We start from the raw sequence: 26680 nt of genomic DNA, 5'->3' as shown, positions 1-26680 counted from the left end.
AATGATACTGATCTATGTAAAAAAAGTCAACCCACGAATAGAATATATATCGAAACTCATTTTTAATCAATTATTGCAGACCGAGTTTGCTTTTTCTACAAACTCATCGGAATTCAGAAAAACAGATCTGCCAAAACTGAATTATTCAACCGATAAGTTCGACGATGAGTTTTACATTAAACCGCATCGTTTAATGTTTTCGCGGGCCATGATAAAACCCAACATAGAACCGGTTTGGTACGAAGGCAACAAATACTTCTGTGAAAGCTCGAAAGATTCCGATCTGCCTTTCGATCCGCTGGCCGCCTCGTTTTACCTGGTCTCGAGACATGAAGAATATACGGAAACAGAGCGCGATCATCTCGATCGTTTTCACGCCAAAAATAGCATATTAACCAAGTACGATTTGCTGCAGAAACCGGTGGTCAATATTTGGGCCAAGCTGCTGGGGCAAAAACTCAAAGAACATTACCCGGTGCTACAGTTCGGAGAAACGCCATTTCGGTTTATTTCAACCATCGATATCGACAATGCCTGGGCCTATAAAAACAAGGGTCTTCTGCGGGAGGGAGCAAGTTTGTTGCGCTCATTTTTTAAGCATCCCTCCGAATTTAACGAACGTATGCAGGTACTGCGTGGTAAAGAAAAAGATCCTTACGACACTTATGAATACATAGATTCCGTGTTCAAAGGCAACGAAGATAAAGTGAAGTTCTTTATCCTTTTAGGCGATTATGCCCGATTCGACAAGAACATCTCGCCCCACAATAAAAACTACCAAAAACTTATTCGCAATATTCGAAAAAAATACATAGTTGGCATCCATCCTTCGTTTGCATCGAGCAAAAAAGGAAACCGTAAAAAAACAGGTGTTGAACGTGCCCGTCTTGAAAGTATTTTGGGAGAAGATGTGCGAATCAGCCGGCAACATTTTCTGCCTCTTAAATTCCCAAAATCGTACCGCAGATTGATAAAAAGCGGCATCAATGAAGATTATACGATGGGTTACTCGTGCATGCCGGGATTCCGCGCAGGCATTTGTACGCCTTATTATTTCTATGACCTGGAACGCGAAAGCACAACAAACCTGCTCGTCGTTCCGTTTCAAATACTTGACGGCACTTTTCCTTATTACCTGCATCTGTCGCCTCAAAAAGCTTTGGAAGAAATTACAGCTATTATGAGCGAAGTAAAAAAAGTAGGTGGTACTTTTGTTAGTGTTTGGCACAACGAAACGGTAAACGACAAAGGAATTTGGGAAGGGTACCAAAAAGTTTTTGAGGAAATGAACAGGCTGGGATTTGAGTGGGCCAAAGAAAATGTTACCCACAACAAAGAAGAGGAAGTACACATTTAATGACAGAAAAAACAGAATTCCAATACATTAAGCATCAGGATATTGACTACGAAAAGTGGGACGCTTGCATCGATGGCTCCATTAACAGCCGCATTTACGCCAACACCTGGCACCTCGATCGCACTGCAACTTATTGGGACGCACTGGTTTTAGGCGATTACGAATTTGTAATGCCACTTCCAATACGTAAAAAGTTTGGTATTCGATATTTGTATCAGCCCATATTCTCGCAACAACTTGGAATTTATCCAACACCAACGAGCAACATTACCCGGCAATTTTACCATTACCTCGACAAGCACTTTCGGTATGCGAAGATCCACCTGAATGCAGGCAACCTGCCTGCGAAAGAGGTGGCTTCCATGAGTTTCGAGCCAAAAAAAAATTATTTGTTGCCACTTGCCGGAAATTACCACGATATCAGTAAGTTCTTTTCGAGCAATACAAAGCGAATTATAAATAAGGCCGGCAAGCAACAATTATCAGTAATACAAGGCATCCGGCTGGAAACTTACCTCGAGTTTAAGGCAAAAAACCTGCAATCGGAACTACCAAATTCGTCGATGGCCACGCTGAAAAATATAATTGCTTACGGTCAATACAAAGGTTTTGGTGAGATTTACGGCGTCTACTCACCCGATAACGAATTATGTGCTGCCGTTTATTTTTGTCAGTGGAAAGACCGTGTGATCTATTTAAATGCGGTTTCAAGCGAGCTTGGAAAATCACTGGGCGGAATGTATTTTCTGATCAATGAATTTATTAAACAACATGCCGGGAAAAACCTCACCCTCGATTTCGAAGGTTCAATATTACCGGGAGTTGCCCGCTTTTTTGCCGGTTTTGGTGCCACTCCCGAAACTTATTTTCAGCTTCATTTTAATCGTTTACCTTTGCCCTTAAAGTGGATTAAACGATAAACTGACATGACAGAACGTTTTCATGATATCAGCAAATATCCGGCTCGATGCTTACCTGCATCATCACTGTTTCGATCATGATAAAATACTTAAAACATAGCCAGATTGATAAGCAAAAGTGGGACGCGTGCATTGAGAAGAGCCACAACGGACTGATGTATGCACTTTCATGGTATCTCGATTGTGTATCGCCCAACTGGGATGTTTTGGTTTTGGACGATTACGAAGCTGTAATGCCTCTTACCTGGCGACGAAAATATGGCATTAAGTATTTATTTGTCCCTTATTATACCCACCGTCTAGGTATTTTCGGTTCGAAAGAAAAAGTTGAGCAAAATTCCACAGCTTTCGTTGAGTCAATTCCAAAAAGCTTTCACCATGTTCACTATAGTTTTAATTCATACAATCATCTCCAGACGAACAAAGTAAAACTCAGTTCAAATAATCTGGACTTTCTAAAACTGGATAGCGATTACAAAGATTTACAAAGCAAATATTCGAAAAACCATAAAAAGAATATCAGGAAAGCTAAAAAGCAGAATCTGAAAATTGAGGAAAACATTGAGGTGAGCGAGTTCTGCAATGACTACATTGGAATACATTCTGCATCTGGTAAATTTTCGGAGTTTGAAGGTATATTTGATGTTTTTCGACCGTTGTGCGGACGAATAAATAAACACTTAAAAACCTATGGCTGCCGTATAAAAAGTGATAATGAAACGGATGCTGTAATAATGCTGGCGTTCTTTAGGGGTAGGGCTATTTTTCATTCAGCAGCTTCACAAAAAGGAAGAAAGAACAAGGCTCAGTATTTACTCATCGATCATGTTATCAGGAAATTTTCAGGCTCTGGAACCACCATGGATTTTGCCGGATCTAATATTAAATCAATCAGTTATAGAAATAAAGGGTATAGTGCTTCATCTGAAAGTTTTTACTCGGTATACTATTTCCGTTTCCTAAATACAATTATCAATCGATAATAATTTAGACTCTTTTTTTTGAGAAGTATGTTCAACCAAAAGTATTAAAAAACTATTTTTAAGCTTTCTTCCGGCGAAGATTAAATATTGCACAGCCGGGATTCAAGAATATTTCAACATATCAGAAAAACTGACCGCAATGGACATTAAAATTTTAGGGCACAATCATTCGATACTCGATCACTACCTGGCGGAAATCCGCGATACCAACATCCAAACGGATCCACTTCGTTTTCGCGACAACCTGAACCGGATTGGCGAGATTTTCGCCTACGAGATCAGCAAAACAATGCAGTACGATGTGGAAGATGTGACGACACCTCTTGGTGTTGCCCGCGTCCCGAAATTACAACGTCAACCGGTCCTGGCAACAATTCTGCGTGCCGGACTTGCCACTCATAACGGATTGCTTCGAATTTTTGATCGAGCCGAGAATTGTTTTATCTCGGCTTATAGAAAATATACCGAGGGTGGTGAATTTGAAATCGAATTTGAGTACATGGCATCTCCTTCGCTCGACGACAAAGTGGTGGTCTTATCCGATCCAATGCTGGCCTCGGGAAAATCGATGGAAATCGGTTACGAGGCACTGTTCAGCAAAGGTGCTCCAGCTCATGTTCATTTGGTAGCAATAATTGCCAGCGAGGAAGGGGTGAATTACGTAAAAGAAAAAATTACGGCCGATAATGTAACGCTTTGGCTCGGCGCAGTTGACCCTGAAATGACTCCAAAATCATACATCGTTCCCGGACTGGGAGACGCGGGTGACCTGGCTTTTGGAGAAAAAATCGATTCGAAATAAGTTAAAATAAAAATGCCATTCCGCTGAATTCAGCCTGGAATGACACTTATCGACTCTCTCAACAACTTTTAAATCGTTATTTAGAAATATACTTCAACGTTAATGTTCTCTCTTTCAAAACCTTTCTCTCTTAAGATTTCCATTGAATCGAAAATCATATCGGAATTACCACAAAGGTAAAAGCAGGTATTTTTATCGAAATCGGCTTTCTTGAGGTATTCGGTAAGGCGTCCTTGAAAATCGCCCTTAGGATCGCGCGATGTACACAGAAGGAATTTATCCGCATCGTAGTGATCTTTCTCGTAAGCTTCATTTGTGTAGCGCACGCCGTGAATAACCTGGTAATCCAATCCCGGATTACTCTTTACCATGCTGTGAAATGGTGCAAGTCCTGTACCACTGGCGATAAAAACATGTTTGTGCGTTTCAAGGTTCTTCTCGTCGAGTCCAAATTTACCAAATGGCCCATGGACCTCTACCATGTCGCCAACTTTAAGGTGTTTCAGTTTTGGTGAAAAATAACCTCCGTCAACTTCCTTTACCAAAACCTCCAGGTTTTCGCCACCTTCAGCACTGTAAATCGAATATTCACGACTTTGGTAGTCGCCCGGGATAGATAAGGATACATGTTGTCCTGCTACAAACCGAAACCGGATTTTGGGCAACGATAGTATAAAAGCATGTTCAGTTAACTGCCTTATCCCCGTTATTTTGTAGTAGTTTGTATCAATTTGAACTTCTGGTTTCATATCAATTGCCATGGTATTATTCATTTAAAACAGGGGCAAAAATACAATTTTTTTAATTAAATACTTTTTGGTGTTTTATTTTTACCGATTAATACTAACAATTAACCGATTATTAACACAAATGTTCTTTACTGAACCTGTATTTTAGATAGAAATTTTTGAACACACATTAGCATTATTTATTCGAAAGCCAAAAACAATTAACAAAATGAAGACACTAATCACCTATTGCACTACACATGGATGCACCCAGAAAGTAGTTAAAGAAATCAAACAATTTTTAGGAGAAGAAGTAAGCACCTGTAACCTGAAAATGGAACCAGAACCTGATTTGAGCGAATTTGACCGTGTTGTTATCGGCGGTTCTATCCATGCCGGACAGATCCAAAAGAAAGTAAAGGAATTTTGCAAAAAGAATTTGGAAGCTCTGCAAAAAACCGAATTGGGTTTATTTATCTGCTGCATGGAAGACGGCGAAAAAGCGGAGGCTCAATTGCAGGAAGCTTATCCCGAAGAATTACTGAAACATGCAAAAGCCACAGCATGCCTCGGCGGCGAATTCAATTTCGACAAAATGAATTTCCTGGAAAAAATGATCGTAAAGAAAGTGGCTAAGATCAACCAGAACACTTCGAAAGTGAATTACGAAGCCATTCATTCTTTCTCGAATAACATGAACAAGATCTTTAATCCTTTCCTGTTCTTTGTTTAAAATTTGAGGTAGAACTCCCGGGTTAATTTCACATAGGAATCAGAAAATAAATCCTCGTCTTTATAAACAGTAATGCAGTCCTTAACAGGGGCTGTTTCTGTTTTGCCCCACTCTGCCAGAATCCTGGTGACGGATTTCTCAGATTTTGGGTTGACTTCGGTCATCCGTTGCAAATACAGTAAATCCCGGGCGGCGATCTCTGAAATTTCCCCAAATGCATTAACAGGCAATACCACAGATATCCTTCCCTCGGTGCTCAACAGTTTAGAAGACAATTGTATGAGATCCGTAAACGACAAGGCATGGTTGTGACGGGCCAGGCTGCGTTCGGTGTTGGACGCCGGCAAAGACTTGCTAAAAAACGGGGGGTTAGAAACAATAAGATCGAATTTTTCGTCGGTAGAGGCTGCAAACTCCTGAAACGAACTATTTCGCACCTCTACACGCTCTTTCCAGGGCGATACTGAAATATTTTCGGCTGCTTCATCTGCAGCGTTTTTTTCAATTTCTACAGCGGTAATTTGTGCATTTGAACGCTGTGCCAGCATTAAAGCAATTAATCCGGTGCCGGTACCCACATCGAGAATACGGCTGCAATTTTGTACATCGGTCCAGGCTCCCAGCAGAACTCCATCAACTCCCACTTTCATAGCCGATCGTTCCTGTGTAATTCTGAATTGCTTAAACTGAAAAAAGTTGTTTTTGCCCATAATCTCTCACAAAGCCGCTAAGTCAGAAAAATTAAAATTTTTCAAACACACCCAAACCAAATAGCGCAAAGTCGTATTTGATAGGATCGTCAGGATCGAATTTACGAAGATTAGCCGTGATTTCTTCCACTGCTTTCCAATCGTTTGATTTTCGATGCAGCAGCCCCAATTTACGCCCCACATTTCCGGTATGTACATCGAGCGGAAGCATCAGTGCCGACTGAGGAATTCCTTTCCACAAGCCAAAATCAACACCGACCCGGTCGTTCCTGCAAAGCCACCTCAGGTACATGTTCAAACGTTTTGCCGATGCACCTTTCAACACATTGGGTACATGCTTTCGGGTACGTTCCCCATCATTTTCAAAAAACACCTTGAAAAAATACTGGAGTGCGTCATAAACTGATCCGTTTTTCTGAAATCCGTTTTCAAACACCCTTTCAAGTCCAACATGATTTGTGTATATATTTCTCAAAGATTGGATGAAGTAGATCAAATCGTGACCGTTAAATGTGCGATGCACAAACTTTTGCAAGTTTTGCAGTTCTTCTTGTGAAGCATTCAAAACAAAATCATGAGGTTGATTATCGAGCATCTCCATTAAACGCAGCGCATTTTTAATGATGGCTGCACGGTTGCCCCACGAAATGGTCGCGATAAGAAATCCTGCTATCTCGATGTTCCCTTTCTCCGAAAATTGTTTGGCCACCTGGATGGGATCAGTCTCGATAAACGCCGGGCGATTAAACTCCTCTGCTTTTTCGTCCAGAAAATCTTTCAGATCATCACGTTTCATTGGGAAAAACGTCATTCGATTACGCCGTCTTTTATGTGAAGAATTTTATCGGAACGTTCGGCAAAGTGATCTTCGTGGGTAACGATGACAAAAGTCTGCCCCATTTCATCGCGCAACTTAAAAAGTAGCTCATGCAATTCGTCGCGGTTGCTTGAATCGAGGTTCCCCGAGGGTTCGTCGGCCATTACCACCGACGGATTATTGATCAGTGCACGTGCCATGGCCACCCGCTGTTTTTCGCCCCCCGAAAGTTCCGAAGGTTTGTGCTCCACTCTGTCGGACAACCCAAGATAAGCCAGCAATTCCTTAGCCTTTGCCTCCGCCTTTGCCTTTGGCGTTTTAGCAATAAAAGCCGGGATACACACATTCTCTAGTGCAGTAAATTCGGGTAGCAAGTGATGAAACTGAAAAACAAAACCAATTTCGTTGTTTCTGAAAGCAGCCAGTTGCTTTTCTTTCAGCGCTGATACTTTCTGGTCGCCAAAATAAATCTCGCCTGAATCGGGTTTGCTCAGAGTTCCGAGAATTTGAAGCAGTGTTGTTTTACCGGCACCACTGGCTCCCACAATCGAATAAATTTTCCCCAGTGGAATTTCCAGATTGATGCCTTTCAACACTTCAAGCTGGCCAAATGATTTGTGTATGTTTTGTGCTTTTATCAAATCAAGGAATATTAAAACTGACGTAAAATTACATTTTTATTATCTCGTAAATAACATAGGCTACATAAACCAAAATCAGGATTATACCTGTTGGTTTACCCACTTTCCACCGTCGCAATACTAAAAGTACCATCAGCAGAAGTACCGATCCGAACAGAATAATCACCGAACGAATAAGGTTGCCTCCCGCTTCAATGGTTTTATGCGATGAGAACATTACTATCATAAACGGCAAACCAAGCCCAATAAGTATGTCGAAAATATTGGAACCGATGGCATTACTCACTGCCATGTCGCCCCGTCCCTGTCTGGCCACGATAATCGACGAAAAAAGATCGGGAATAGATGTTCCTACCGCCAGTACCGTCAACGCAATAATTGCTTCGGGAATATTCAGGATATGTGCCGATGCAACGGCCACTTCAACCAAAACATAACTTAACGCTGCAATTAACAGAATAGATACCACGAAAACGAGGTAATATTTTTCCTTTCGTGGAAAGAAAAAACGTAAAACATTATCGAGGTACTTTGTCCACTTGTTCTCTTCAGCATGTGCATCTTCCACATCATCGCCGGTATCTTCATACGGAAGAATTTTACGCCAGTAAACTACGGCCACCACATAGAGAATGTACACTCCGAGAAATATAGCAGCTTCCATCATATCAAAACTTCCGTCCCAAATGAAAAACACAAGCAAGGTTACTGCAAGGGTATAAAAGAACAAGTCGCGTACCAGCGGTTTCCATGTAAGTCTGGTTTTTCGTACCACCGCAGCTGCACCAACAATTACCAGCAAGTTAAAAATAGCACTCCCCACAATGCTGCCAATACCGATCGCATCGTGTTCCCCGGGTTTCATTACGGCAAAAAGCGCAACAAACAATTCCGGGGCACTCGATCCAACAGCCATTAGAGTAGCTCCGGCGGCATCGCTCGACAGTTTCAGATCCTTTGAAATCCGATCTAAGGATGCAATAAAAAATAAATCGACTATGCGTGCCAACACCACAAAGGTGGCCAGCAAAATCAATATGTAAACAATTATCATCAAATGATTTATTTAACCGGAGGTTTTAATCCTTGAGGTTCTCATCAAGGCCCTTTTTAATATCTTTTGATTCCTTCTCAACTTTTGAAGAAACTTTATCGATGTCCTGCTTTATTTGATTGGTCTCCTTTTTTACGGTAGAAGCAACCTCATCGATGTCTTTTCTAATATCAGAAGAATAGTCGTCGAATTCGCGTTTTATCTCGTTGGTAGCCTTTTTAAACTCACGCATACCTTTACCCAGTGTTTTGGCGATATCAGGAATGGCTTTGGCGCCAAAAAAAAGTAAAGCCAGCAACATCACCAATACAATTTCTCCTCCGCTTATGAATAACAAACTCAACATTGCCATTAAATTTAAAACACAAATATAGTAAAAGCCAGAAGTTGGAAGACGGATGCTGAAAGATATTTTTGGAAGGCTAAATCATAAGGTGGGGCAACAAAACCTAGGGTAGAAATAAACAAAAAATCCGGCCAGAAAAATCGGCCGGATTCTTTTAATATAGAGTGTGATACAATTATTTCTTACGTTTTGCAATCACTTTTGCGACCCGTTTACGAAAATCGTAAGCAATTGGAGTTGCAACAAATATCGATGAGTAAGTACCTACAACAACACCCACCAGCAACGCAAATGTAAAGCCGCGAATACTTGCACCTCCAAAGAGGAATATCGCCAGCAATACTACAAAAGTAGATAGCGATGTACTAAAGGTACGGCGCAGTGTGCTGTTAAGTGCTTCGTCGGTATTCTCCTCAGTACGACGTTTTGGATGCAGACCCATCGTTTCACGAATACGGTCGAATACAACCACAGTATCGTTGATGGAGTAACCCACAACCGTAAGAATTGCCGCAATAAATGCCTGGTCGATCTCGAGCGAGAACGGAAGTGCACCGTGCAGCAATGAGAAAATCCCCAGTACAATCAGCGAGTCGTGTGCCAGTGCGGCAACAGCTCCAAGTCCGTACTGCCAGTTACGGAAACGTAGCAAAATGTATAGAAAGATGATGAGCAGTGAGAAACTGATCGCAATGGCTGCATCTTTACGGATGTCATCCGAAATGGTAGGACCAACCTTTTGTGAACTTTGCTGATAATTGTCGGTAAACTCTTGTAGGCTTACATCCTGCCCAATAAATCCACCTTCCTGCAATCCTTTCATCAACAGAGCTTCAACTTCGTTGTCAACATCTTCACTGCGGTCGTCAATGCGGAAATCAGTAGTAATCTTTACCTGATCGCTTTCACCAAATACTTTCACCTCGGGAGCTGACTCGAAAACACCAGTCAGTGAAGCCTGAACATCAGCAACCTGAACCGGTTCATCGAAGCGAACTACGTAGGTACGGCCACCTTTAAAGTCGATACCGTAATTTAAGCCACGGGTTGCTAGGGAACCAACTGAAAGAACGATCAGTGCACCTGAAATAATGTAAGCAACTTTTCTCTTTTCGATGAATTTGATTTTGGTGTTGCGCAACCAATTCTCTGTCATGGTTGAAGTAAACAGGATGCGTCCACCTTTTTTCAGGTAGGCCTCGAAAATTAAACGCGTAATAAATATAGCTGAGAAAAGTGAGGTCAGGATACCAATGATCAAGGTTGTTGCGAAACCTTTGATCGGACCTGAACCAAACAGGTAAAGTACAATACCGGTCAACAAGGTTGTAACCTGACCGTCGATAATGGCTGAATAGGCATTTTTATAACCATCCGAGATGGCCAGTTTAACACCTTTCCCCGCTCGTAATTCTTCCTGAACACGTTCATAAATAAGCACGTTCGCATCAACCGACATACCAATGGTAAGTACGATACCGGCGATACCGGGCAATGTAAGTACAGCACCTAACGATGCCAAAATACCAATAATGAAGAACATGTTGGCCAGCAAAGCAATGTTAGCAGCCAACCCGGCATTTTTACTGTAGAAGAACAACATGTAGGCCAGTACTAATACGAATGCGATGGCAAACGAAAGGAATCCACTTTGAATCGCTTCTCGTCCCAGCGAAGGTCCTACAATTTCTTCCTGGATAATACGCGCAGGAGCCGGCATTTTACCCGATTTCAATACGTTTGCAAGGTCTTTTGCCTCTTCAATGCTCTCTAATCCGGTAATGCTTGAACGACCACCTGAAATCTCTCCGATAACATTTGGGAATGAACGTACATAACCGTCGAGAACAATGGCAATTGATTTACCCACGTTTTCTTTGGTCATACGTTGCCAAACTTTGGCACCTTCACTATTCATTTGCATCGATACTTCAGGATTCGATCCCATTTGATCGAAGTCCTGACGTGCATCGGTGATAACATCTCCATCAAGCGGAGCTTTTCCGTCTCGTGTTGTCACTTTCAGCGCTATCAAACGATAGTACAAACCAGCCTCATCAACCGATTTGGCAGTCCATCTGAAAATCATATCGCGAGGAAATAAACTTCTTACCTGTGGCATGTGCAGGTATGCATTTACCTTCGAAGTGTCTTTTGCTGCTGCAATACCAATTGCCGGACCAGGAAATAACTGTCCACTTTGATCGGTGCTTGGATTCAGTACCGCAAATAAGGGATACTGGTTCTGGAAATCTGCCAGGTTATCGATAGCCGAAGTGGTATCGGATTCAGATTCGGCTTCCATTTCAGCCAGAAGCGAATTTTCTTCTTTGGTTTTGTCAGCTTCAACACTCTCAGTTTCTGCAGCGTTTTCATCGGCAACTTCTTCTGTTTGATTCTCTTTTGCCAACGATTCCAACTCTTTTATTCTTTCGTTTGCCTGAAGCAGGTAAGGATAAACCTCTGAGTTGTTATAGGTTTCCCAGAATTCGAGGTTAGCCGTTCCCTGAAGCAGTGTACGTACCCTGTTCTGGTCTTTTACTCCAGGGAGTTCAACCAAAATACGACCACGTGTTTGTAACTGCTGAATGTTAGGCTGTGCTACACCAAAACGGTCGATACGCGTACGGATAATGTTGAATGCGTTATCGATTGCCGCATTTGTTTCTGTACGGATGATGTCGAGCACTTCGGCGTTTGTACTGTTGAAAGTTACGCGATCGCGCAATTCCAGCGTATTAAAAATCGAAGCCAGTTTTGCATTCGGATCGATTTCTTCAAAAGCATTCCCGAAAAGGGTTACATAGTCTTCCTGAGAATTCTCCTGTAACTGATCGGCACGTGCCAGCGCTTTGTTAAAAGTTTCGTCGGAACTGTTGTTCGACATGGCTCGGATAATGTCTTTCACTTCTACCTGAAGGGTTACGTTCATACCCCCTTTAAGGTCGAGTCCGAGGTTCATTTCCAACTCGCGGACATCTTTGTAACTAAATTTTTTCAGCCCAAGGAAATTGTAAACAACTTCTCCGGCCATTGAATCCAGATACTGGTATTCCAGATCAGGATCGCCTTGTGCATACTCGATGGCATCTTTTTTAATCTGCTGCGATTTCCAGGTAAACGATAACTGGTAAACGCAAACAGCAGCCAACAGAATTGCAAATGTTAAAATTGCACCTTTGTTTTGCATTTTTGAATGAATTTAAATGTTTATTCTTAAATATAATTTGATTGAATTCAAATGAAATACACGAGCTCACACAGTGCGCAAGCTGATGCTAAATACGGTTAAAAGATTTACGCCAAAGGATCTTCGTCGGGGGAGAAAAGATGGGTTTGAAACACCAGGTAATGGTACGAAGTGATCAACGGAGTAGTTTGTTGAATCCTTTCTGCTTTGAGTACCTGATAATTTCTGATGGAATGGTATTTCCGCAAAAATTTAGTGTGTGTTTCAACTCGCTGATCCCGAACCGAAGTTTTCTGAACCGAAGTTTTTACCGTTGATGGTGCGACCTGAGCCAGAATATAAACTTCACCTTGTTCCGAATTGTGTTGTTCGGCACCTGCCTCGATCTTGTCAAGGTCGGCCGGATTTTTCTCAAAATAAGAATCGAGCACCAAAGCTGCGCCGATCAATGCCGCAAAAACGACTAACCTGATCAGCACCTTTTTTGTTATGTAAGCTTTAATTTTCAATGCTTTAATTTTAAGCGGAGCAAATATACCTAAATCCTTCAGGTTTCCAAAAGCGAAGCTGTTAAATTTAGGGCATCCATTTTAAAGCTAGCATTTTATGCAACATGTTTTTGTATATGGAACTTTACTTTTTCCCGAGATACTGGAAGGCCTTACCGGAAGGTCGTTTGAAACCAAGGATGCCGAACTGAAAAACTTTAAACGTTTGCGCGTTGCAATGGGCGATTACCCGGCCATTGTTGAAGAAGAAAGCCAACTTGTTAAGGGTAAACTAGTGCTCGACGTAGATGCGCGATCGCTGGAATTGCTGCGTTTTTACGAAGGCGATGATTACGATTGCCGCGAACTGGAAGTATCTCTTGACGGGAAAAAAATATTGGCACTGGTTTTTGTGTGGAATGCCGAAGCAGAGCTTTTAACGGGGCCCGACTGGAACATCGAGAATTTTGAAAAACACTACCTGAATGACTACATCAGGTTTGTGATTCCGGAAACGGTTACAGAGTTCACCAAATTATTTTCGTAATACAAGCTGCTTTTTTTTGTAGTCGATAACCGCCTTATGGCTCACCAAAAAATCGCCACCAAGCAATCCACATATCTCCATATCGGTGCTGGCCGAATACAGTTCGTTAATGTGGGTCAAATCTAAAACTGCAAGCTGCATGTTCTCTATCTTCATTCCGGCAAACGAGAACGGTTTCATGGTGGCCACTTCGCTTTTTAAAGGTTCTTCGCTAATTCCCGCCGAATGTAGATTTTCGGTTCTTCCTTCAATTATCGAATAAAAGTCGGCAAGGCCTTTATCGAAGATCGATTTCGACGCCCCGGTATCAATCACCCAGTATCCCATTTCTCCGTTCACAAATACCGAGTTCACTACGAGGTGATAATTGTCTTTTTCCAATTCTATGATTTCGATGGGAATTTTATAGCGCATAAAAGCAGTTTAATAAATTCATTTTTCAACCGAAGCTTTCTTCATTCTTTTGTTGACACCTCAGTTTACTACAAAAAAACGGCTGACTCGAAAGAATCAACCGTTTATATTTTCAGAAATCGATAATTACAAAATATTCATTCCGTCAAGCACTTCCATCACACCTTTTACAGCACCGGCCGAGTTGTTCAGCAATTCCATTTCAGCTTCGTTCAGCTTCACTTCAATTACTTCTTCAACACCGTTTTTACCCAGTTTTACAGGAACACCAACAAACATATCGTTCAATCCGTATTCGCCTTCCAGTTTCACACAGCAAGGGAAAACACGTTTTTGATCGAGTACAATGGCCTCAACCATTTGGGCAGCTGCCGAACCCGGAGCATACCAGGCCGAAGTTCCCATCAGATTTACCAATTCGCCACCACCTTTTTTGGTGCGTTCAACAATGGCATTCAGTTTTTCGTCGTCGATCAACTCGGTTACAGGAATACCTGCAACAGTGGTATATCGTGGCAGCGGTACCATGGTATCGCCGTGACCACCCATTAACAAGGCTGAAATATCACGTGGAGAAACATCCAGTGCTTCTGCCAGGAAAGCACGATAACGTGCCGTATCCAGAATTCCTGCCATACCCATTACCTGGGTTTTTGGCAATTTAGCTGTAGCATAAGCAGCGTAAGTCATCACATCAAGTGGATTCGAAACGATAATGATCTTGGCATTTGGTGAATACTTAACCACATTCTCGGTTACACTTTTCACAATACCTGCGTTGATCGAAATCAAGTCGTCGCGGCTCATTCCGGGTTTACGCGGAACACCTGAGGTGATCACAACAACATCAGAATCAGCAGTTTTTGTATAATCGTTGGTAGAACCTACCAAACGAGAGTCGTACCAGTTGATCGGTGCGGTTTGCCACAAATCAAGGGCTTTCCCTTCAGAAACACCTTCTTTAATGTCTAACAGTACAACTTCCTGTACAATATTTTTCTCGGCTACAATCTGAGCGCAGGTTGCTCCAACATTTCCTGCTCCAACTACAGTTACCTTCATTTTATTAATTGTTTTATTGAAATTTGTTTTTCTAATCAATTAGCTGTCAATTTGTTCTAAGGCACGCAAATATAAAATATTTTCCCGATGTATAAAAGGTAAAATCACCCCTTTAAACGGGCTTAACGTTTCCGTAAATATATATTTCTCTATCTATTTGAATGATTTAATTAGTTCAACCAATAGGTCATTTTCAGCACAATTGCCCGGTTGCGCGAATTCCAGGTTCCTGTAAAATAGTTTTCGGTGTACACCAGAAAAATATCTGAAACAGGCTGGTAGCGCCATTGAAACCTGGAATTGATATTGAGGTTATCGATTTGTTCGTTGTATTGTACAAAAGTCGACCAGAATATTTTATCCGAAAAAGTAATGTCCATTTTGGGTCCAAAAAGCAGGAACTTTTCGCGTTCGAAAGGAGCACCTAAATCCAGATCGGTATAATTGAAATTCATTGTCAGGTTTACATAAGGTTGAAATCGATACCCCAACTCGCCTTTTACGTATTGAACATCACCGCTGTAAAACGATCCTTTTGTAAGCTCAACTTCATAATTGAACAGCGTTTTTCGGGTAGAAGTATATTCTACTGTGATTCCTCCAAAATTATATTCGGAGCCTGCCGGTAAATAATTGGTTTCGTCGCTGGTTGGATTAAAATCGTCTTGCAGCTCCACGTAATTATGTGTGTACTTTAACTGAAATTCCGATCGATCCTGAAATTGAAACTCGTATTGAAACTCGTACTCGTGTTCGATTTTTGAATATTCAGAATCGAAATAGTTATCCAGTTTAAGTTGCGGTCCATGACTGACAACTCTTTTATTGGGCACGAACGAATAATTAAACGTAGGTCCTATAAAATTATACCCGGTACGTCGAACATATCCGGCTTCGGCTCTGTAATTCTCACCTATCGATGTTTCGTAAAGTCCCACCCGAACATGTTTTGTTTGGTAGGAAAGTGCAGCCCCCTGCGAGTATTGCTTATCGGGATTTTCGGGTTGAAACGAACGGTGGTAGAAGAATTTACCATCCCAAGAATTATCTTTAGTTGCCAGGTTAAAATCAAATCCAAAAACGCGGTTGTACACGCTGGTATCTGAAGGAACATCGAGGTATTCTTTGTTAACGGCAATCACTCCTAAATTCGAGCGCGAGAACACCTTTTTCTGTACCGAGGCCACTGTAAAATTCCGCGCCAGAAAATCATCGGTTTTTTCGGTGGTCATATTCATAAATCCAACACGCCAGTCGTTTCCGATTTTCCCGCTCAATCGTGCCCCGGCCAAAACAGGTGCATCCAAACCGATGCGACGCGAAAAGAAAGGAGTAGAAGTGTGATATCCATAATCGGAAAACAAATCGCTGTTCTCGAGAAAGAACTGTCGCTTCTCGGGAAAGAACAACTCGAAACGGTCGATATTGGCAATTTGCTGATCCACCTCAACCTGGGCGAAATCGGGATTATATGTCAGGTCGAGGTTCATCGATGACGATAAGCCCACCTTGGCATCAAAGCCAAAATCCTTTCGATAATCGGCATCCGTTCCTGCTTCAAAATCTTTTGAAACTCCCCCGAAAATATAAGGTATGAATGAGAGCTGGGTTTTTGATTTTGGCAGCGGTTCCTCAAATTTCATTACTCCGGTGTAGGCCAGAGAGGCTGTTGGAAACTGCCTTGGGACAGGCGCCCAGGCCGATTTCTCATCCGATTTCAAGTCGAGACGACTAAAATTCACATACCAGGTTTGACTGTTATTTGGGTAACGAAGCGATTTAAACGGAATACGCATTTCAGTCACCCATCTGTCTTTGTAATGCCGGGTTTTCGATTCCCACTTACAATCCCAGTCGAGCAGACTGTTTTGTCCGTTGCTCATGGTTCCGTCCCATTTTGCCCCCGAGGCCGAAATTCCAAACGAATAGCCATTGGTCTGATCGAGAAAAGTATCAAAAAATACCAGGAAATTATCGTTGTTACCAAAACTAAAATCACGCCTGAACGACTCCATTACGCGTTTACCCGGAATGGTATCGTAAAAAATCTGGGCCAGGTAAAGTGCTTTGTCGTCATAGGTCATCATAATGGTTGAAGGCTGCGTTGCATAACCGGTATCAACAGGCAGGACCCTGAAAAAATTATCGGTTTTCTGAGCGACCTGCCAGGCCGGCTCATCAAAAATTCCATCAATAAGAATTTCCGATTTTGCCTTTTTTACATGGTAAATAAAATTGTGATTAAATGTGGTTGAAACAGTATCCTTCTTCCATTTTATATCGTTTCCGGCAACAAGTGAACCCGCCAAAAACAACATTACAAGCAACAGTGCCGGTCTCATTGTATTAGTTTAATTGATATCGGTTTTTTACAGTGCTCACAAAGATATTGAATTTGTTATACTGACAAAGAGCTGAAGTAGTACAAAACAAAAAGCCCTGACGGTAAACGCCAGGGCACAAAAAACAATGTTCAAGCATGATTGGCTACAAAGTGATCGGTACACCGTTGTAGAAATCAAGTATTTTTGTACGGAAAATGTATTCGTATTTTGCCTGTATCAAATCAGACTGAGCAACCGTTAAATTGTTCTTGCTCTGGTTGTATTCCACCGAGTTGATCATTCCAACATTGAACTTTTCTTCGGTATAACGAAAAGCTTCCGCCATTGAAGTTACTGCTTTTTGTGTTGAAATGTAACGATTTAAAGCTGCCAGCGCATTGGTGTATACCAGCTCGATATCTTTTCGCAGCACGTTCCTGGCAGTCTGCAACTGGAATTTGTAATCTTCAATTTGCAACTCCGAATTGGTAATCCCGTTTCGTACCTGGAAGCGATTGAAGATCGGGATATTTAAAGTTAATCCCAGACTGGAGCGGCTGTTGTTTTTTAACTGCTCACCAAAATCAATGCGGTCGCCATAAATATCGGTATACTGGTTGTTGAACAAATTGTAATAATTGGCGCCAAAACTCAAACTCGGATACTGATTTCCTTTTGCAATATCAAGCTGTTTCATCGCACTTTCAACACGCAATTGGGCTGCTTTTATTTCAGGTCGGGTATTGATGGCATTGCTGAATACGTCAAAGGCATTCATAATGGTCAGGTTGGCCTGGATCTCGGGTAATTTAGGTTTTTCAATCTTAAAACTTTCCGAAATCGGCAGATCGAGGAACTGGTATAAATTCAGGTACGACAACTGTACATCGTTCTGATTATTTACTAGTTGGAGTTCTTCGCGCGCCAGTTGGGCTTCAATTTCGAGCAAAGCACCTCTGGCAGCACTACCGGCTTCAACCAATTGTTTTGTTCGTTCGATCTGGCCTTTTGTAACTTCAATATTTGCTTTAGTAACCTCAATTACCTCCTCGGCAAACAAAATCTGAAGGTATTCAGCGGCAATGCCCAACATAATATCGTCCTTGGTTTTTTCCAACTCCTGCAGTGTAACCTGTAAATCGAGTTCACGTTGCCTAACCGTATTTGTCAGGGTCATGCCGTTAAATATCGTCATGTTTGTATTCACTGCTCCCGAAACACTTGCCGAGTTAATGTTGTCGTAAGTGTTATCATAGGTCAGCGAACGACCAAAACTAAAGTCGTTCCCCAATTGCGCATTCAAGTTTGGTAACTTATCGTTTCTGGCCTGTTTAACGAGGTTCTCGTTGTATTGCGCATTAATTCGTTGTCGTTTGATCTGGAGATTGTTTTCGATGGCATACTCGAAACATTTTTGCAGGTCCCACGTTGGCTGCGCCTTTAAAGGGCCGGTAAACGCGAGCAGAAGCACTCCGGTTATCAAGGCTGTTAGATTCTTCATTTGATATTGTTTTTTGTTGGCGACTAATTTACATAAACCTTTCACAATCACCTAAAATTAGCCTTGATTGCTGGTTTCTTCATTCAACTTTTTTGGATCGGTTTTTTCTCCCCTCACTTTATCTTTCAAATCCAGACCTTCAGTAATTTCAATGTTTATGCCGTCGGACAACCCGGTTTTCACCTTGCGTTTTTCGTAGTGCGGTTCTTCCAGCGTTCCGGTGTTTACTTCCACAAAGGCCGAATCATCTTCAAACTGAAGCAAGCCTTCGGGAATAACCATTACACTGTCTTTGCTGTCGAGTACGATGTTGGCATTGGCACTGTATCCCGCACGAATAAACTGTCCTTCTTTTAGCTGAACATTTGCTTTTATCTCGAACTGAATGGCTCCGTTTTCCTCAACACCCTTTGGTGAAATGTATTCAAGAACAGCTCCAAATTTTTCTTTGTCGATAGCACCTATTTCCAATTCAATAGGCATTCCTTCCTTAATTTTTCCTACTTCGGTTTCATCCACTTTGCCTTCAAAAATAATGTCCGACATGTCGGCCACCGAAGCGATTGTAGTTCCCGCATTAAATGTATTGGCCTGTATAACTGAATTCCCAACTTCAACCGGAACATCGAGCACCATACCGTTGATGGTTGAACGAACCAGTGTATTAGTAGCCGTTGCTGCCTTTTTTGTTACACCGTTTTTAATGAGATCGAGGTTGTTCTCGGCCGCAGTTACTTCTTCTTTAGCAGAATCGTATGCCAGCTTAGCGTTTTTGAATTCTTCGTAGGAAATCACTTCCTTATCGAACAGTTTTTGCTGACGTTCGTAGTCGATCTGGGCATCCTCATAATTGATCTTCGCGCGGTTTACCCGGGTTTCAGCTGCATTTAAAGTTACCATGTCAGGAATGATCTTGATGCGGGCGACAATCTGGCCTTTTGTAATTTTATCTCCGGCCTCCACATACAGTTCATCAATAATTCCTGAAACCTGGGGTACAATTTCAATTTCGTAACGCGGAACCACCGAACCGGTAGCTACCGTTTTCATGACTACTTCGCTGTAAAACGGATTCTTATTTTCATAGAAATCCTGTTTCTTTTTCGATTTGTTGTACAGGAAGAACAACGTTCCGCCAAATGCTGCAATTAATATTGCAATTCCTAAAAATCTAAAAATCTTTTTCATCGCTTTTTATTGTTTTTTGTTTTATTAATTCAGTCTATTATTCATCTCTTAATGCATCGATCGGTTTAATACTCACAGCTCGTCTTGCCGGTATCATTCCGGCGAATATTCCGGAAACCACTAACACGGTCAATGCACCAACTGCCATTCGGAAGCTCACTTCAGGATGACGGAAAAATATGTCGTCGGCATTGCCTGCATTGGCTTCAAGTGCCATATTCATCAGCTCCAGTAAGCCGACTCCCAAAGCAAGGCCTATATAACCTGCCATTACAGTTAGGAATACACTTTCAGCAACGATGTGTAAAATCACTTTCCCGGGTGTTGCTCCAATGGCGCGCTGGATGCCAATTTCCTGCGTACGTTCTTTGATGATCACCAGCATGATATTGCTTACACCGATAACTCCCGCCAGAAGCGTACCTATTCCCACGATCCAGGTAAGCACCTGTATCCCGGTGAACAATCCCATGTATTTTTTCCACTCCACTTCAATATTAAAAGATCCTACTGCCTGCATATCGTCGGGCGCAATGCTGTGGCGCTTTTTAAGCAATTCTTTTAAACGCGATTCCAGTCGGCTAACCGGCACACCTGGCTTTGAAGTGACCGAGAAAAAATGGACGTCATCGCCATAATTGTAAGTTTTCTGCATGGTAGTAAAAGGCATGATGATGGTTTCCGGTTTTCTCCCTCCGCCAATATTCACACGGGTTTCACCTTTTATTACTCCAACAACCTGGTAATACACTCCGTTAACTTTCAGGTATTGACCTATCGGATCTTCTCCTTCGTCAAACATCACCTCAACCACGCGTTCGCCAATATTTATCACTTTGCGATTTTGCATGATGTCAATATCATTGATCAGTCGTCCTTGCAGAGGTGTCCATGGATCGATTTTAAAGAATTCGGGATAATCGCCATAAATATTGAATGCACCGGTTTTTTCACCTCGAATGGTATTATCGCCCGAATTGGCATTGGGCCCGAACAAACGGGGTGAAAGGTATTCAATGTCGCTTACGTTTGTTTTTATGTATTGAATATCGGTATTGGAATAGATCCAGTTCCGTCCGCGTTGAAAACCTTTATACGGTTTACCGGTGCGCTCGGTCCAGAAAAATGCCGAATTGGAAGCAAAGGCACTAATTCCATCCATAACTCCATTTTCCAGAGCTTTCCCAGCCCCCGACATAAGAATGAGCATGAATATTCCCCAGAATACTCCGAAAGCGGTCATAAAACTACGCATCCGGTTTTTCTTTAAGGCACTTAATATTTCTTTCCAAAGGTCTAAATCAAACATCTTAGTTCAGAGTTTAAAGTTCAAAGTGTCATCGTTACTCATCGCGCAATGCTACAATTGGTTTTATTCGAGCCGCACGTTTGGCGGGTATGTAACCGGCAATGGCACCGGCAACCACCAATACCAAAGTCGCTGTCATAGCAATTCCCAGGTCAACTGTTGGATTCAGGAACAAGGTTTCGCCGTTTCCTCCGTTTGTTGCGGCCTGCATTTCGTATTGTTTTTCCACAAACAAGCTGATGAGTTCCATCAGTCCGGTACCCAACACCAGTCCTATGTAACCGGCCACCGTGGTTATCAGTATCGATTCAAGAAGAATAAGTCCGATGACCGAACGCGGACTGGCGCCAATGGCTTTGCGAATACCAATTTCTTTGGTACGTTCTTTTACCACGATCAACATGATGTTGCTGACTCCCACAACTCCGGCTATTAAAGTCCCTATTCCAATGATCCATATAAATATGTCGATGGCCTGAAAAAGCTTCATGGTTTGGATGACATCTTCCAGTTTGTTGTACGATCCCATTGCTGATTCATCATCAGGATCGAATTTATGTTTACGCGCCATGGTATTTCTTACCCGGGTTTCAATGGCCTGGCTTTCTTCGAGTGTTTCGGCATTGATGGTAAGTGCAAAATTGTGCAGGCGGTTCGAACCGTTGAATACTTTCTGACCAGTGGTAACCGGAATGTAAGCATTTCGATGACGCGTACCACCACCTTCTGTGCAAATACCAACTACTTTGAACGGAATATTATTTACGCGAACGTATTCGCCAATGGCATCTTTTTCTTTGAACAATGCATCATAAATGTCTTTTCCAAGTACCACCGATTTGCGGGTCTGATTGATGTCGACCTGGTTGATAAAACGACCTTCAATAACATCGATCGACTCTACTTCTTTCAAATCCGGGTGACAGGTAATAGCGGTATATTCTCCGTATTCATTTCCATACGAAAACTGGTTTCCGCCAATGTAGTAGCGGCCTGAAGTATATTCAATTCCTTCCAGGTCTTTTAAAATATCGTAATCGGCATTGGTAAATCGGATCTCGCGGCCTTCCTGTAAACCATGATAAGGTATACTGGTTCGGCCTCCCCACAGCCACATGGCGTTAATGGCATCGCGCATAAAATTTTGCGAAACTCCATTGCTCAGGCCATTTCCGGCACCTAAAAGGATCATCAGCATAAAAATTCCCCAGGCAACACTGAAGCCAGTGAGGAAGGTCCTCATTTTATTTTTTTTGATGGTGGCAAAGATCTCTTGCCATTTATCTATGTCGAACATTGTTTTTAGTTTATAGTTCAGAGTTCAAGGTTGAACGTACCCGTAAACTGAGCGCAGAGACTGAGATTACGCTGTTTCCAGCTCTTTTGCGTATTGATGCTGAAAATGCTTGAGTTCGCCATTTTTGATGACCTCATCAATTTTGCCGTCTTTCAGGCGCACAATCTTCTGCGTCATGGCAGCAATATCATGTTCGTGTGTTACCAGTATTATCGTAATTCCGTCGTTGTTGATTTCCTTCAGAATTTCCATAACTTCATACGAAGTGCTGGTATCGAGCGCTCCGGTTGGCTCGTCGGCAAGAATAATTTTGGGTTGCGAAATGAGTGAACGGGCAATGGCAACGCGTTGTTTCTGTCCGCCCGACATTTCGCTCGGAAGGTGAGTCGCCCATTCCAGCAATCCTACTTTTTCGAGGTATTCCATGGCGATTTTATTGCGCTTTTTACGTGCAACACCCTGATAGTAAAGTGGAAGCGCCACATTTTCCATGGCATTTTTAAACGAAATAAGGTTGAATGACTGAAAAACAAAACCAACCAACTCGTTTCGAAGTTGAGCAGCTTTTTTCTCCGACATTTCTTTGACCAGCGATCCGTTTAAATGATACGAGCCTTCGTCGTAGTTATCCAGGATACCAAGTATATTCAGAAGTGTAGATTTCCCCGATCCTGACGATCCCATGATCGACACAAATTCACCCTGTTCAATATCGAGGTCGATACCTTTAAGAACATGGAGCGAATTGTGGCCCGTAACATACGATTTGTGAACATTTTTAAGATTAATCATGGCTTGAACTTGTTTAAAGTATTGTTTTTTGTTTTTGTTTTCGTTTCCTGACCGATTCAGGTTTTCAGTATAAATTTGTTAAAAATCAGGATGTTCTGTGTTATTTTTTCGATGAACTACTGTTTTTAACAAGTAAACAGTATCTTAATTCCGATTTCAAGTATTTTAAACCATTCATCTTTCTGATATATTCCTGTTTACTTTTACTATGTGACGCACGAAGTATGATTTGGTGACAGATTTTTTTCGTTTTGATACTCCGGTTAGAATCGATGAACAACAACCGGTACTTCCCGGAACTGCATTATGCTTTTGATATATTTGTGTAGAATGTAAACGAGTGGTTAAATCTTCGATTCGAAAATACAGGTTTATTTAGACTGATTCTATTAAAATTAAGCAGAAAGATTACTTTTGTACTCCTTATAATACGACAAAACATGGCAGACAAAAAACTACCGTTTAGCAAAGAACAGTTAGAAACGATTATTGAAAAATTTCCGACACCTTTTCATATATACGACGAGAAGGCCATTCGCGAAAATGCACGACGTTTTATCAAGGCCTTTTCGTGGAACGAAGGTTTTAAGGAATATTATGCGATTAAAGCCGCGCCGAATCCGTATTTGATGAAAATTCTAAAGGAGGAAGGTTTTGGGATTGACTGTAGCTCGGTAGCTGAATTGGAGTTGGCAAAACGTGTTGGAATGAGCGGCGACGAGATCATACTCACTTCGAACGATACGCCGGCCTACGAGTTTCAGATGGCCAAAGAAATGGGTGCAATTATCAATCTCGACGATATTTCACACATCGATTATGTGGAAAAACACGTTGGACTGCCCGAGAAAATATGCATGCGTTACAACCCGGGCGACCTGAAAGCCGGGAACCTGATCATCGGGCATCCGGAAGAAGCCAAATACGGATTTACCCACAAGCAGGTGCTTGAAGGCTACCAAATGCTGAAAGATAAAGGCGTTAAACATTTTGGTATTCACACCATGGTAGCTTCCAATGAACTGGATAACGACTACTTTATCGAAACTGCCGAGTTGCTGTTTAAACTCGTGCTCGAGGTTCACCAGAAAACCGGTATTGAGATTGAATTTGCCAACCTGGGTGGCGGAGTTGGTATTCCTTATCGTCCGGGCGAAAAAGCGGTTGACCTGGAATATGTAAGTGCAGGGGTTAAAAAAGTATACGACGAAATTATAATCGGTAACGGACTGAAACCGCTTAAATTATTTTTCGAACTGGGACGTGCAATTACCGGACCCTACGGATATTTGGTAACAAAAGTGCGCCACATCAAAGAAACCTATAAATCGTTTGCCGGGCTCGATGCCTGTATGGTCAACCTCATGCGGCCTGCACTATACGGAGCTTATCACCACATTTCAGTTCCGGGAAAAGAAAACGAAAAAGCGGAGTACAAATACGACGTTACCGGCTCGTTGTGCGAGAACAACGATAAATTTGCCATCGATCGCATGCTGCCAAAACTGGAATCGGATGATATTGTAGTGATCCACGATACAGGTGCGCACGGGCACTCTATGGGTTTTAATTACAACGGAAAATTAAAATCGGTTGAGATATTGTTGCGGGAAAACGGCGAGATCGCCCAAATTCGTCGGGCCGAAACGGTTGAAGATTATTTTGCTACACTCGACTTCGACGGGCTGAAAGATTTTAAAGCGTAAATAAACGACAGTCAAAAATACAGAGGCCGGGCAATTTTAGCCGGCCTTTTTTGTTATTTTAGGGGAACTGAATTTCGATAAAATGAAACTTGGATACGACGCAAAAAGAGCTTTCTTAAATACTTCGGGATTGGGAAATTATGCCAGGAATGCATTGAATGCACTTCAGAAATTTTTTCCTGAAAACCAATACTTCCTGTTCACTCCTGATGTAAAAGCGAATATGCTGAATAATCAGGAAGCTTTTGAGATTATAGCACCCCCTGATTCAACGTCGAAAATCAAAAAATCGTTGTGGCGATCGTATCATTTGAGCCAGGAGCTGGAAGAGCATCAGCTCGACCTTTTCCATGGAATGAGCAACGAACTGCCCAACGGAATTCACAAAACCAAAGTTCCGTCGGTGGTGACCATTCACGACCTGATCTTTATTAGATATCCGGAGTTTTATAAATACATCGACCGGAAGCTTTATTTCGAGAAAGTGAAGTATGCCTGCAAGTCAGCTACCAAAGTCATCGCCATTAGCGAACAGACCAAGGCCGATATTATTAAATACATCGGTACTGCACCCGACAAGATTCAAATTCTTCACCAGTCCATCTCGCCTTTATTTTTTGAACCTGCCGAAACCGAAAAAGTAAAAGCAAAATACAAGTTGCCCGAAAAATTTATTCTGGCTGTCGGGACGATTGAAGAACGTAAAAACCAGTTATCTATACTTCAGGCAATGGAATCCGAAGGACTGGATATACCGCTTGTGTTGGTCGGTAATCCAACTTCGTATTGCAACGACATTCATAAATACCTCGCCGAAAAAGGAATAAAAGATAAAGTGATTTTTCTGAAAAATATTCCTGAGAAGGACCTTGCCGGAATTTACCAACTTGCAGAGCTGTCGGTGTATATATCGGTTTTCGAAGGTTTTGGATTGCCGGTGATCGAAGCCATGGCCTGCGAATGTCCGGTGATCACTTCTAATGCTTCGTGCCTGCCCGAAACTGCCGGCGATGCTGCAATTCTCTGCTCGCCCGACGATGTGGAAGAACTGGGAAAACAGATCTCGAAAATATTGAATGACGAAACCTTCAGAATTGAATTGATCACGAAAGGAAATGAAAGGGCGCTGGAATTTCAGCCACAGAAATACGCAGAAAGACTGTTGAAACTGTACAACGAAATTATCGGATAAACCATGTACGACGATATAAAAAAAGCACTGGAAGTTTTGAAAGGAGGTGGCGTAATCCTATATCCTACCGATACCATTTGGGGAATTGGATGTGACGCTACAAACGAGGAAGCCGTAAAGCGCATTTACGAGATTAAAAAACGCGAAGATTCAAAAAGCATGCTGGTGCTGATGGAAAATCCGGCTTTGCTCGATCGTTATGTCGACGAAGTGCCTGAAGTAGCGTGGGATCTGGTGGAAATTTCCACCACACCTTTGACCGTTATTTATCCGGGAGCAAAGAACCTGGCTAAAAACCTGATCGCCGAAGACGGAAGTATCGGTATTCGATTTACAAAAGAGGAATTTACCGGTAAGCTTCTGGAGCGTTTACGCAGGCCGCTGGTTTCCACATCAGCCAATGTCAGTGGCGAAAAATCACCCGCTTTTTTCGATGAAATTTCGGAATACATTAAAAGTTCTGTTGATTACATTGTAGAGTACCGGCAGGACGATACCGCACCGGCAACGCCATCGAGTATTATAAAACTGGGGCCAGGAGGACAAATCGATATTATCAGAAAATGAAGAAGCTGCTTA

General features: G+C 42.1%; 25 protein-coding genes. 9 read left to right on the top strand and 16 right to left on the bottom strand.

The features are described 5' to 3' along the window. The first annotated feature begins 1 nt into the window (after position 1). The 4 genes from WFY05_RS07935 (at position 2) to upp (ending at position 4062) form a co-directional block, all read left to right on the top strand. Entirely contained in the window at positions 2 to 1357 is a 1356-nt protein-coding gene (locus WFY05_RS07935) for a polysaccharide deacetylase family protein (RefSeq protein WP_340112245.1), read from the top strand. Next, on the top strand, positions 1357 to 2277 hold the full coding sequence (locus WFY05_RS07930; protein ID WP_340112244.1) for a hypothetical protein: 921 nt from the start codon (positions 1357 to 1359) through the stop codon (positions 2275 to 2277). The genes WFY05_RS07935 and WFY05_RS07930 overlap by 1 nt, the downstream gene beginning before the upstream one ends. A 77-nt stretch (positions 2278 to 2354) precedes the next feature. Next, the gene (locus WFY05_RS07925) at positions 2355 to 3260 is read left to right on the top strand and encodes a GNAT family N-acetyltransferase (protein WP_340112243.1); all 906 of its coding nucleotides are present in this window, start codon (positions 2355 to 2357) and stop codon (positions 3258 to 3260) included. Positions 3261 to 3399: 139 nt separating this feature from the next. Beyond that, positions 3400 to 4062: a uracil phosphoribosyltransferase gene (upp, locus tag WFY05_RS07920; RefSeq protein WP_340112242.1), complete on the top strand. Its 663-nt coding sequence runs from the start codon at positions 3400 to 3402 to the stop codon at positions 4060 to 4062. Positions 4063 to 4142: 80 nt separating this feature from the next. Here the strand turns inward: upp and WFY05_RS07915 are convergent, their stop codons facing one another. Beyond that, positions 4143 to 4823 (bottom strand): ferredoxin--NADP reductase, encoded by a 681-nt coding sequence (locus WFY05_RS07915; protein ID WP_340112241.1) that lies wholly within the window; start codon positions 4821 to 4823, stop codon positions 4143 to 4145. A 196-nt stretch (positions 4824 to 5019) separates the two neighbouring features. Here WFY05_RS07915 and WFY05_RS07910 point away from each other — a divergent pair, with 196 nt between their 5' ends. Beyond that, positions 5020 to 5523 carry a flavodoxin domain-containing protein gene (locus WFY05_RS07910; RefSeq protein WP_340112240.1) on the top strand — a complete coding sequence of 168 codons (504 nt, stop codon included), beginning with the start codon at positions 5020 to 5022 and terminating at the stop codon, positions 5521 to 5523. Here WFY05_RS07910 and WFY05_RS07905 read toward each other — a convergent pair. The 7 genes from WFY05_RS07905 to WFY05_RS07875 all read right to left on the bottom strand — a co-directional run bounded on the left by WFY05_RS07905 (position 5520) and on the right by WFY05_RS07875 (position 12790). After that, positions 5520 to 6233, bottom strand: coding sequence for a tRNA1(Val) (adenine(37)-N6)-methyltransferase (locus WFY05_RS07905; RefSeq protein WP_340112239.1), 714 nt, complete (start codon positions 6231 to 6233; stop codon positions 5520 to 5522). The genes WFY05_RS07910 and WFY05_RS07905 overlap by 4 nt on opposite strands. 31 nt (positions 6234 to 6264) lie before the next feature. Continuing rightward, positions 6265 to 7044 carry a TIGR02757 family protein gene (locus WFY05_RS07900; RefSeq protein WP_340112238.1) on the bottom strand — a complete coding sequence of 260 codons (780 nt, stop codon included), beginning with the start codon at positions 7042 to 7044 and terminating at the stop codon, positions 6265 to 6267. Then, entirely contained in the window at positions 7041 to 7691 is a 651-nt protein-coding gene (locus WFY05_RS07895) for an ABC transporter ATP-binding protein (protein WP_340112237.1), read from the bottom strand. The genes WFY05_RS07900 and WFY05_RS07895 overlap by 4 nt, the downstream gene beginning before the upstream one ends. A 28-nt stretch (positions 7692 to 7719) precedes the next feature. Next, a complete protein-coding gene (locus WFY05_RS07890; RefSeq protein WP_340112236.1) occupies positions 7720 to 8745 on the bottom strand; it encodes a calcium/sodium antiporter in 1026 nt (341 codons plus the stop codon). 25 nt (positions 8746 to 8770) lie between these two features. Continuing rightward, positions 8771 to 9091 carry a twin-arginine translocase TatA/TatE family subunit gene (locus WFY05_RS07885; RefSeq protein ID WP_340112235.1) on the bottom strand — a complete coding sequence of 107 codons (321 nt, stop codon included), beginning with the start codon at positions 9089 to 9091 and terminating at the stop codon, positions 8771 to 8773. 175 nt (positions 9092 to 9266) lie between these two features. Beyond that, the gene (gene secDF / locus WFY05_RS07880; RefSeq protein ID WP_340112234.1) at positions 9267 to 12281 is read right to left on the bottom strand and encodes a protein translocase subunit SecDF; all 3015 of its coding nucleotides are present in this window, start codon (positions 12279 to 12281) and stop codon (positions 9267 to 9269) included. A 107-nt stretch (positions 12282 to 12388) separates the two neighbouring features. Continuing rightward, positions 12389 to 12790 carry a hypothetical protein gene (locus WFY05_RS07875; protein ID WP_340112233.1) on the bottom strand — a complete coding sequence of 134 codons (402 nt, stop codon included), beginning with the start codon at positions 12788 to 12790 and terminating at the stop codon, positions 12389 to 12391. A 97-nt stretch (positions 12791 to 12887) separates the two neighbouring features. Here WFY05_RS07875 and WFY05_RS07870 point away from each other — a divergent pair, with 97 nt between their 5' ends. Continuing rightward, positions 12888 to 13316, top strand: coding sequence for a gamma-glutamylcyclotransferase family protein (locus WFY05_RS07870; RefSeq protein WP_340112232.1), 429 nt, complete (start codon positions 12888 to 12890; stop codon positions 13314 to 13316). On the opposite strand, the gene WFY05_RS07865 is transcribed toward WFY05_RS07870, so the two are convergent. The 8 genes from WFY05_RS07865 to WFY05_RS07830 all read right to left on the bottom strand — a co-directional run bounded on the left by WFY05_RS07865 (position 13305) and on the right by WFY05_RS07830 (position 23203). Further along, positions 13305 to 13730, bottom strand: coding sequence for an aspartyl protease family protein (locus tag WFY05_RS07865; RefSeq protein WP_340112231.1), 426 nt, complete (start codon positions 13728 to 13730; stop codon positions 13305 to 13307). The two genes, WFY05_RS07870 and WFY05_RS07865, sit on opposite strands and share 12 nt — an antisense overlap. A 126-nt stretch (positions 13731 to 13856) precedes the next feature. After that, positions 13857 to 14792, bottom strand: a complete 936-nt coding sequence (gene mdh, locus WFY05_RS07860) for a malate dehydrogenase (RefSeq protein ID WP_340112230.1) — start codon at positions 14790 to 14792, stop codon at positions 13857 to 13859. 170 nt (positions 14793 to 14962) lie between these two features. Beyond that, positions 14963 to 17134, bottom strand: coding sequence for a DUF5916 domain-containing protein (locus WFY05_RS07855; protein WP_340112229.1), 2172 nt, complete (start codon positions 17132 to 17134; stop codon positions 14963 to 14965). A 145-nt stretch (positions 17135 to 17279) separates the two neighbouring features. Then, positions 17280 to 18617, bottom strand: coding sequence for a TolC family protein (locus WFY05_RS07850; protein WP_340112228.1), 1338 nt, complete (start codon positions 18615 to 18617; stop codon positions 17280 to 17282). Positions 18618 to 18674: 57 nt separating this feature from the next. Next, the gene (locus WFY05_RS07845; RefSeq protein ID WP_340112227.1) at positions 18675 to 19805 is read right to left on the bottom strand and encodes an efflux RND transporter periplasmic adaptor subunit; all 1131 of its coding nucleotides are present in this window, start codon (positions 19803 to 19805) and stop codon (positions 18675 to 18677) included. Positions 19806 to 19842: 37 nt separating this feature from the next. Beyond that, a complete protein-coding gene (locus WFY05_RS07840) occupies positions 19843 to 21114 on the bottom strand; it encodes an ABC transporter permease (RefSeq protein WP_340112226.1) in 1272 nt (423 codons plus the stop codon). A 34-nt stretch (positions 21115 to 21148) separates the two neighbouring features. After that, complete coding sequence (locus WFY05_RS07835) at positions 21149 to 22411, bottom strand: ABC transporter permease (RefSeq protein WP_340112225.1); 1263 nt, start codon at positions 22409 to 22411, stop codon at positions 21149 to 21151. 66 nt (positions 22412 to 22477) lie between these two features. Beyond that, the gene (locus WFY05_RS07830; RefSeq protein ID WP_340112224.1) at positions 22478 to 23203 is read right to left on the bottom strand and encodes an ABC transporter ATP-binding protein; all 726 of its coding nucleotides are present in this window, start codon (positions 23201 to 23203) and stop codon (positions 22478 to 22480) included. A 440-nt stretch (positions 23204 to 23643) separates the two neighbouring features. On the opposite strand from WFY05_RS07830, the gene lysA reads away from it, so the two are divergent. The 3 genes from lysA (at position 23644) to WFY05_RS07815 (ending at position 26668) form a co-directional block, all read left to right on the top strand. After that, positions 23644 to 24909: a diaminopimelate decarboxylase gene (gene lysA / locus WFY05_RS07825; RefSeq protein WP_340112223.1), complete on the top strand. Its 1266-nt coding sequence runs from the start codon at positions 23644 to 23646 to the stop codon at positions 24907 to 24909. A gap of 82 nt (positions 24910 to 24991) precedes the next feature. Continuing rightward, complete coding sequence (locus tag WFY05_RS07820; RefSeq protein ID WP_340112221.1) at positions 24992 to 26101, top strand: glycosyltransferase family 4 protein; 1110 nt, start codon at positions 24992 to 24994, stop codon at positions 26099 to 26101. A 3-nt stretch (positions 26102 to 26104) separates the two neighbouring features. After that, positions 26105 to 26668 carry an L-threonylcarbamoyladenylate synthase gene (locus tag WFY05_RS07815; RefSeq protein ID WP_340112220.1) on the top strand — a complete coding sequence of 188 codons (564 nt, stop codon included), beginning with the start codon at positions 26105 to 26107 and terminating at the stop codon, positions 26666 to 26668. Positions 26669 to 26680: the final 12 nt, after the last annotated feature.

The organism is Maribellus mangrovi, assembly GCF_037646455.1.
Classification (GTDB): Bacteria; Bacteroidota; Bacteroidia; order Bacteroidales; family Prolixibacteraceae; genus Draconibacterium; species Draconibacterium mangrovi_A.
Note: the sequence above shows the minus strand (reverse complement) of the source record. Positions and strands in the feature narration are given on the sequence as shown.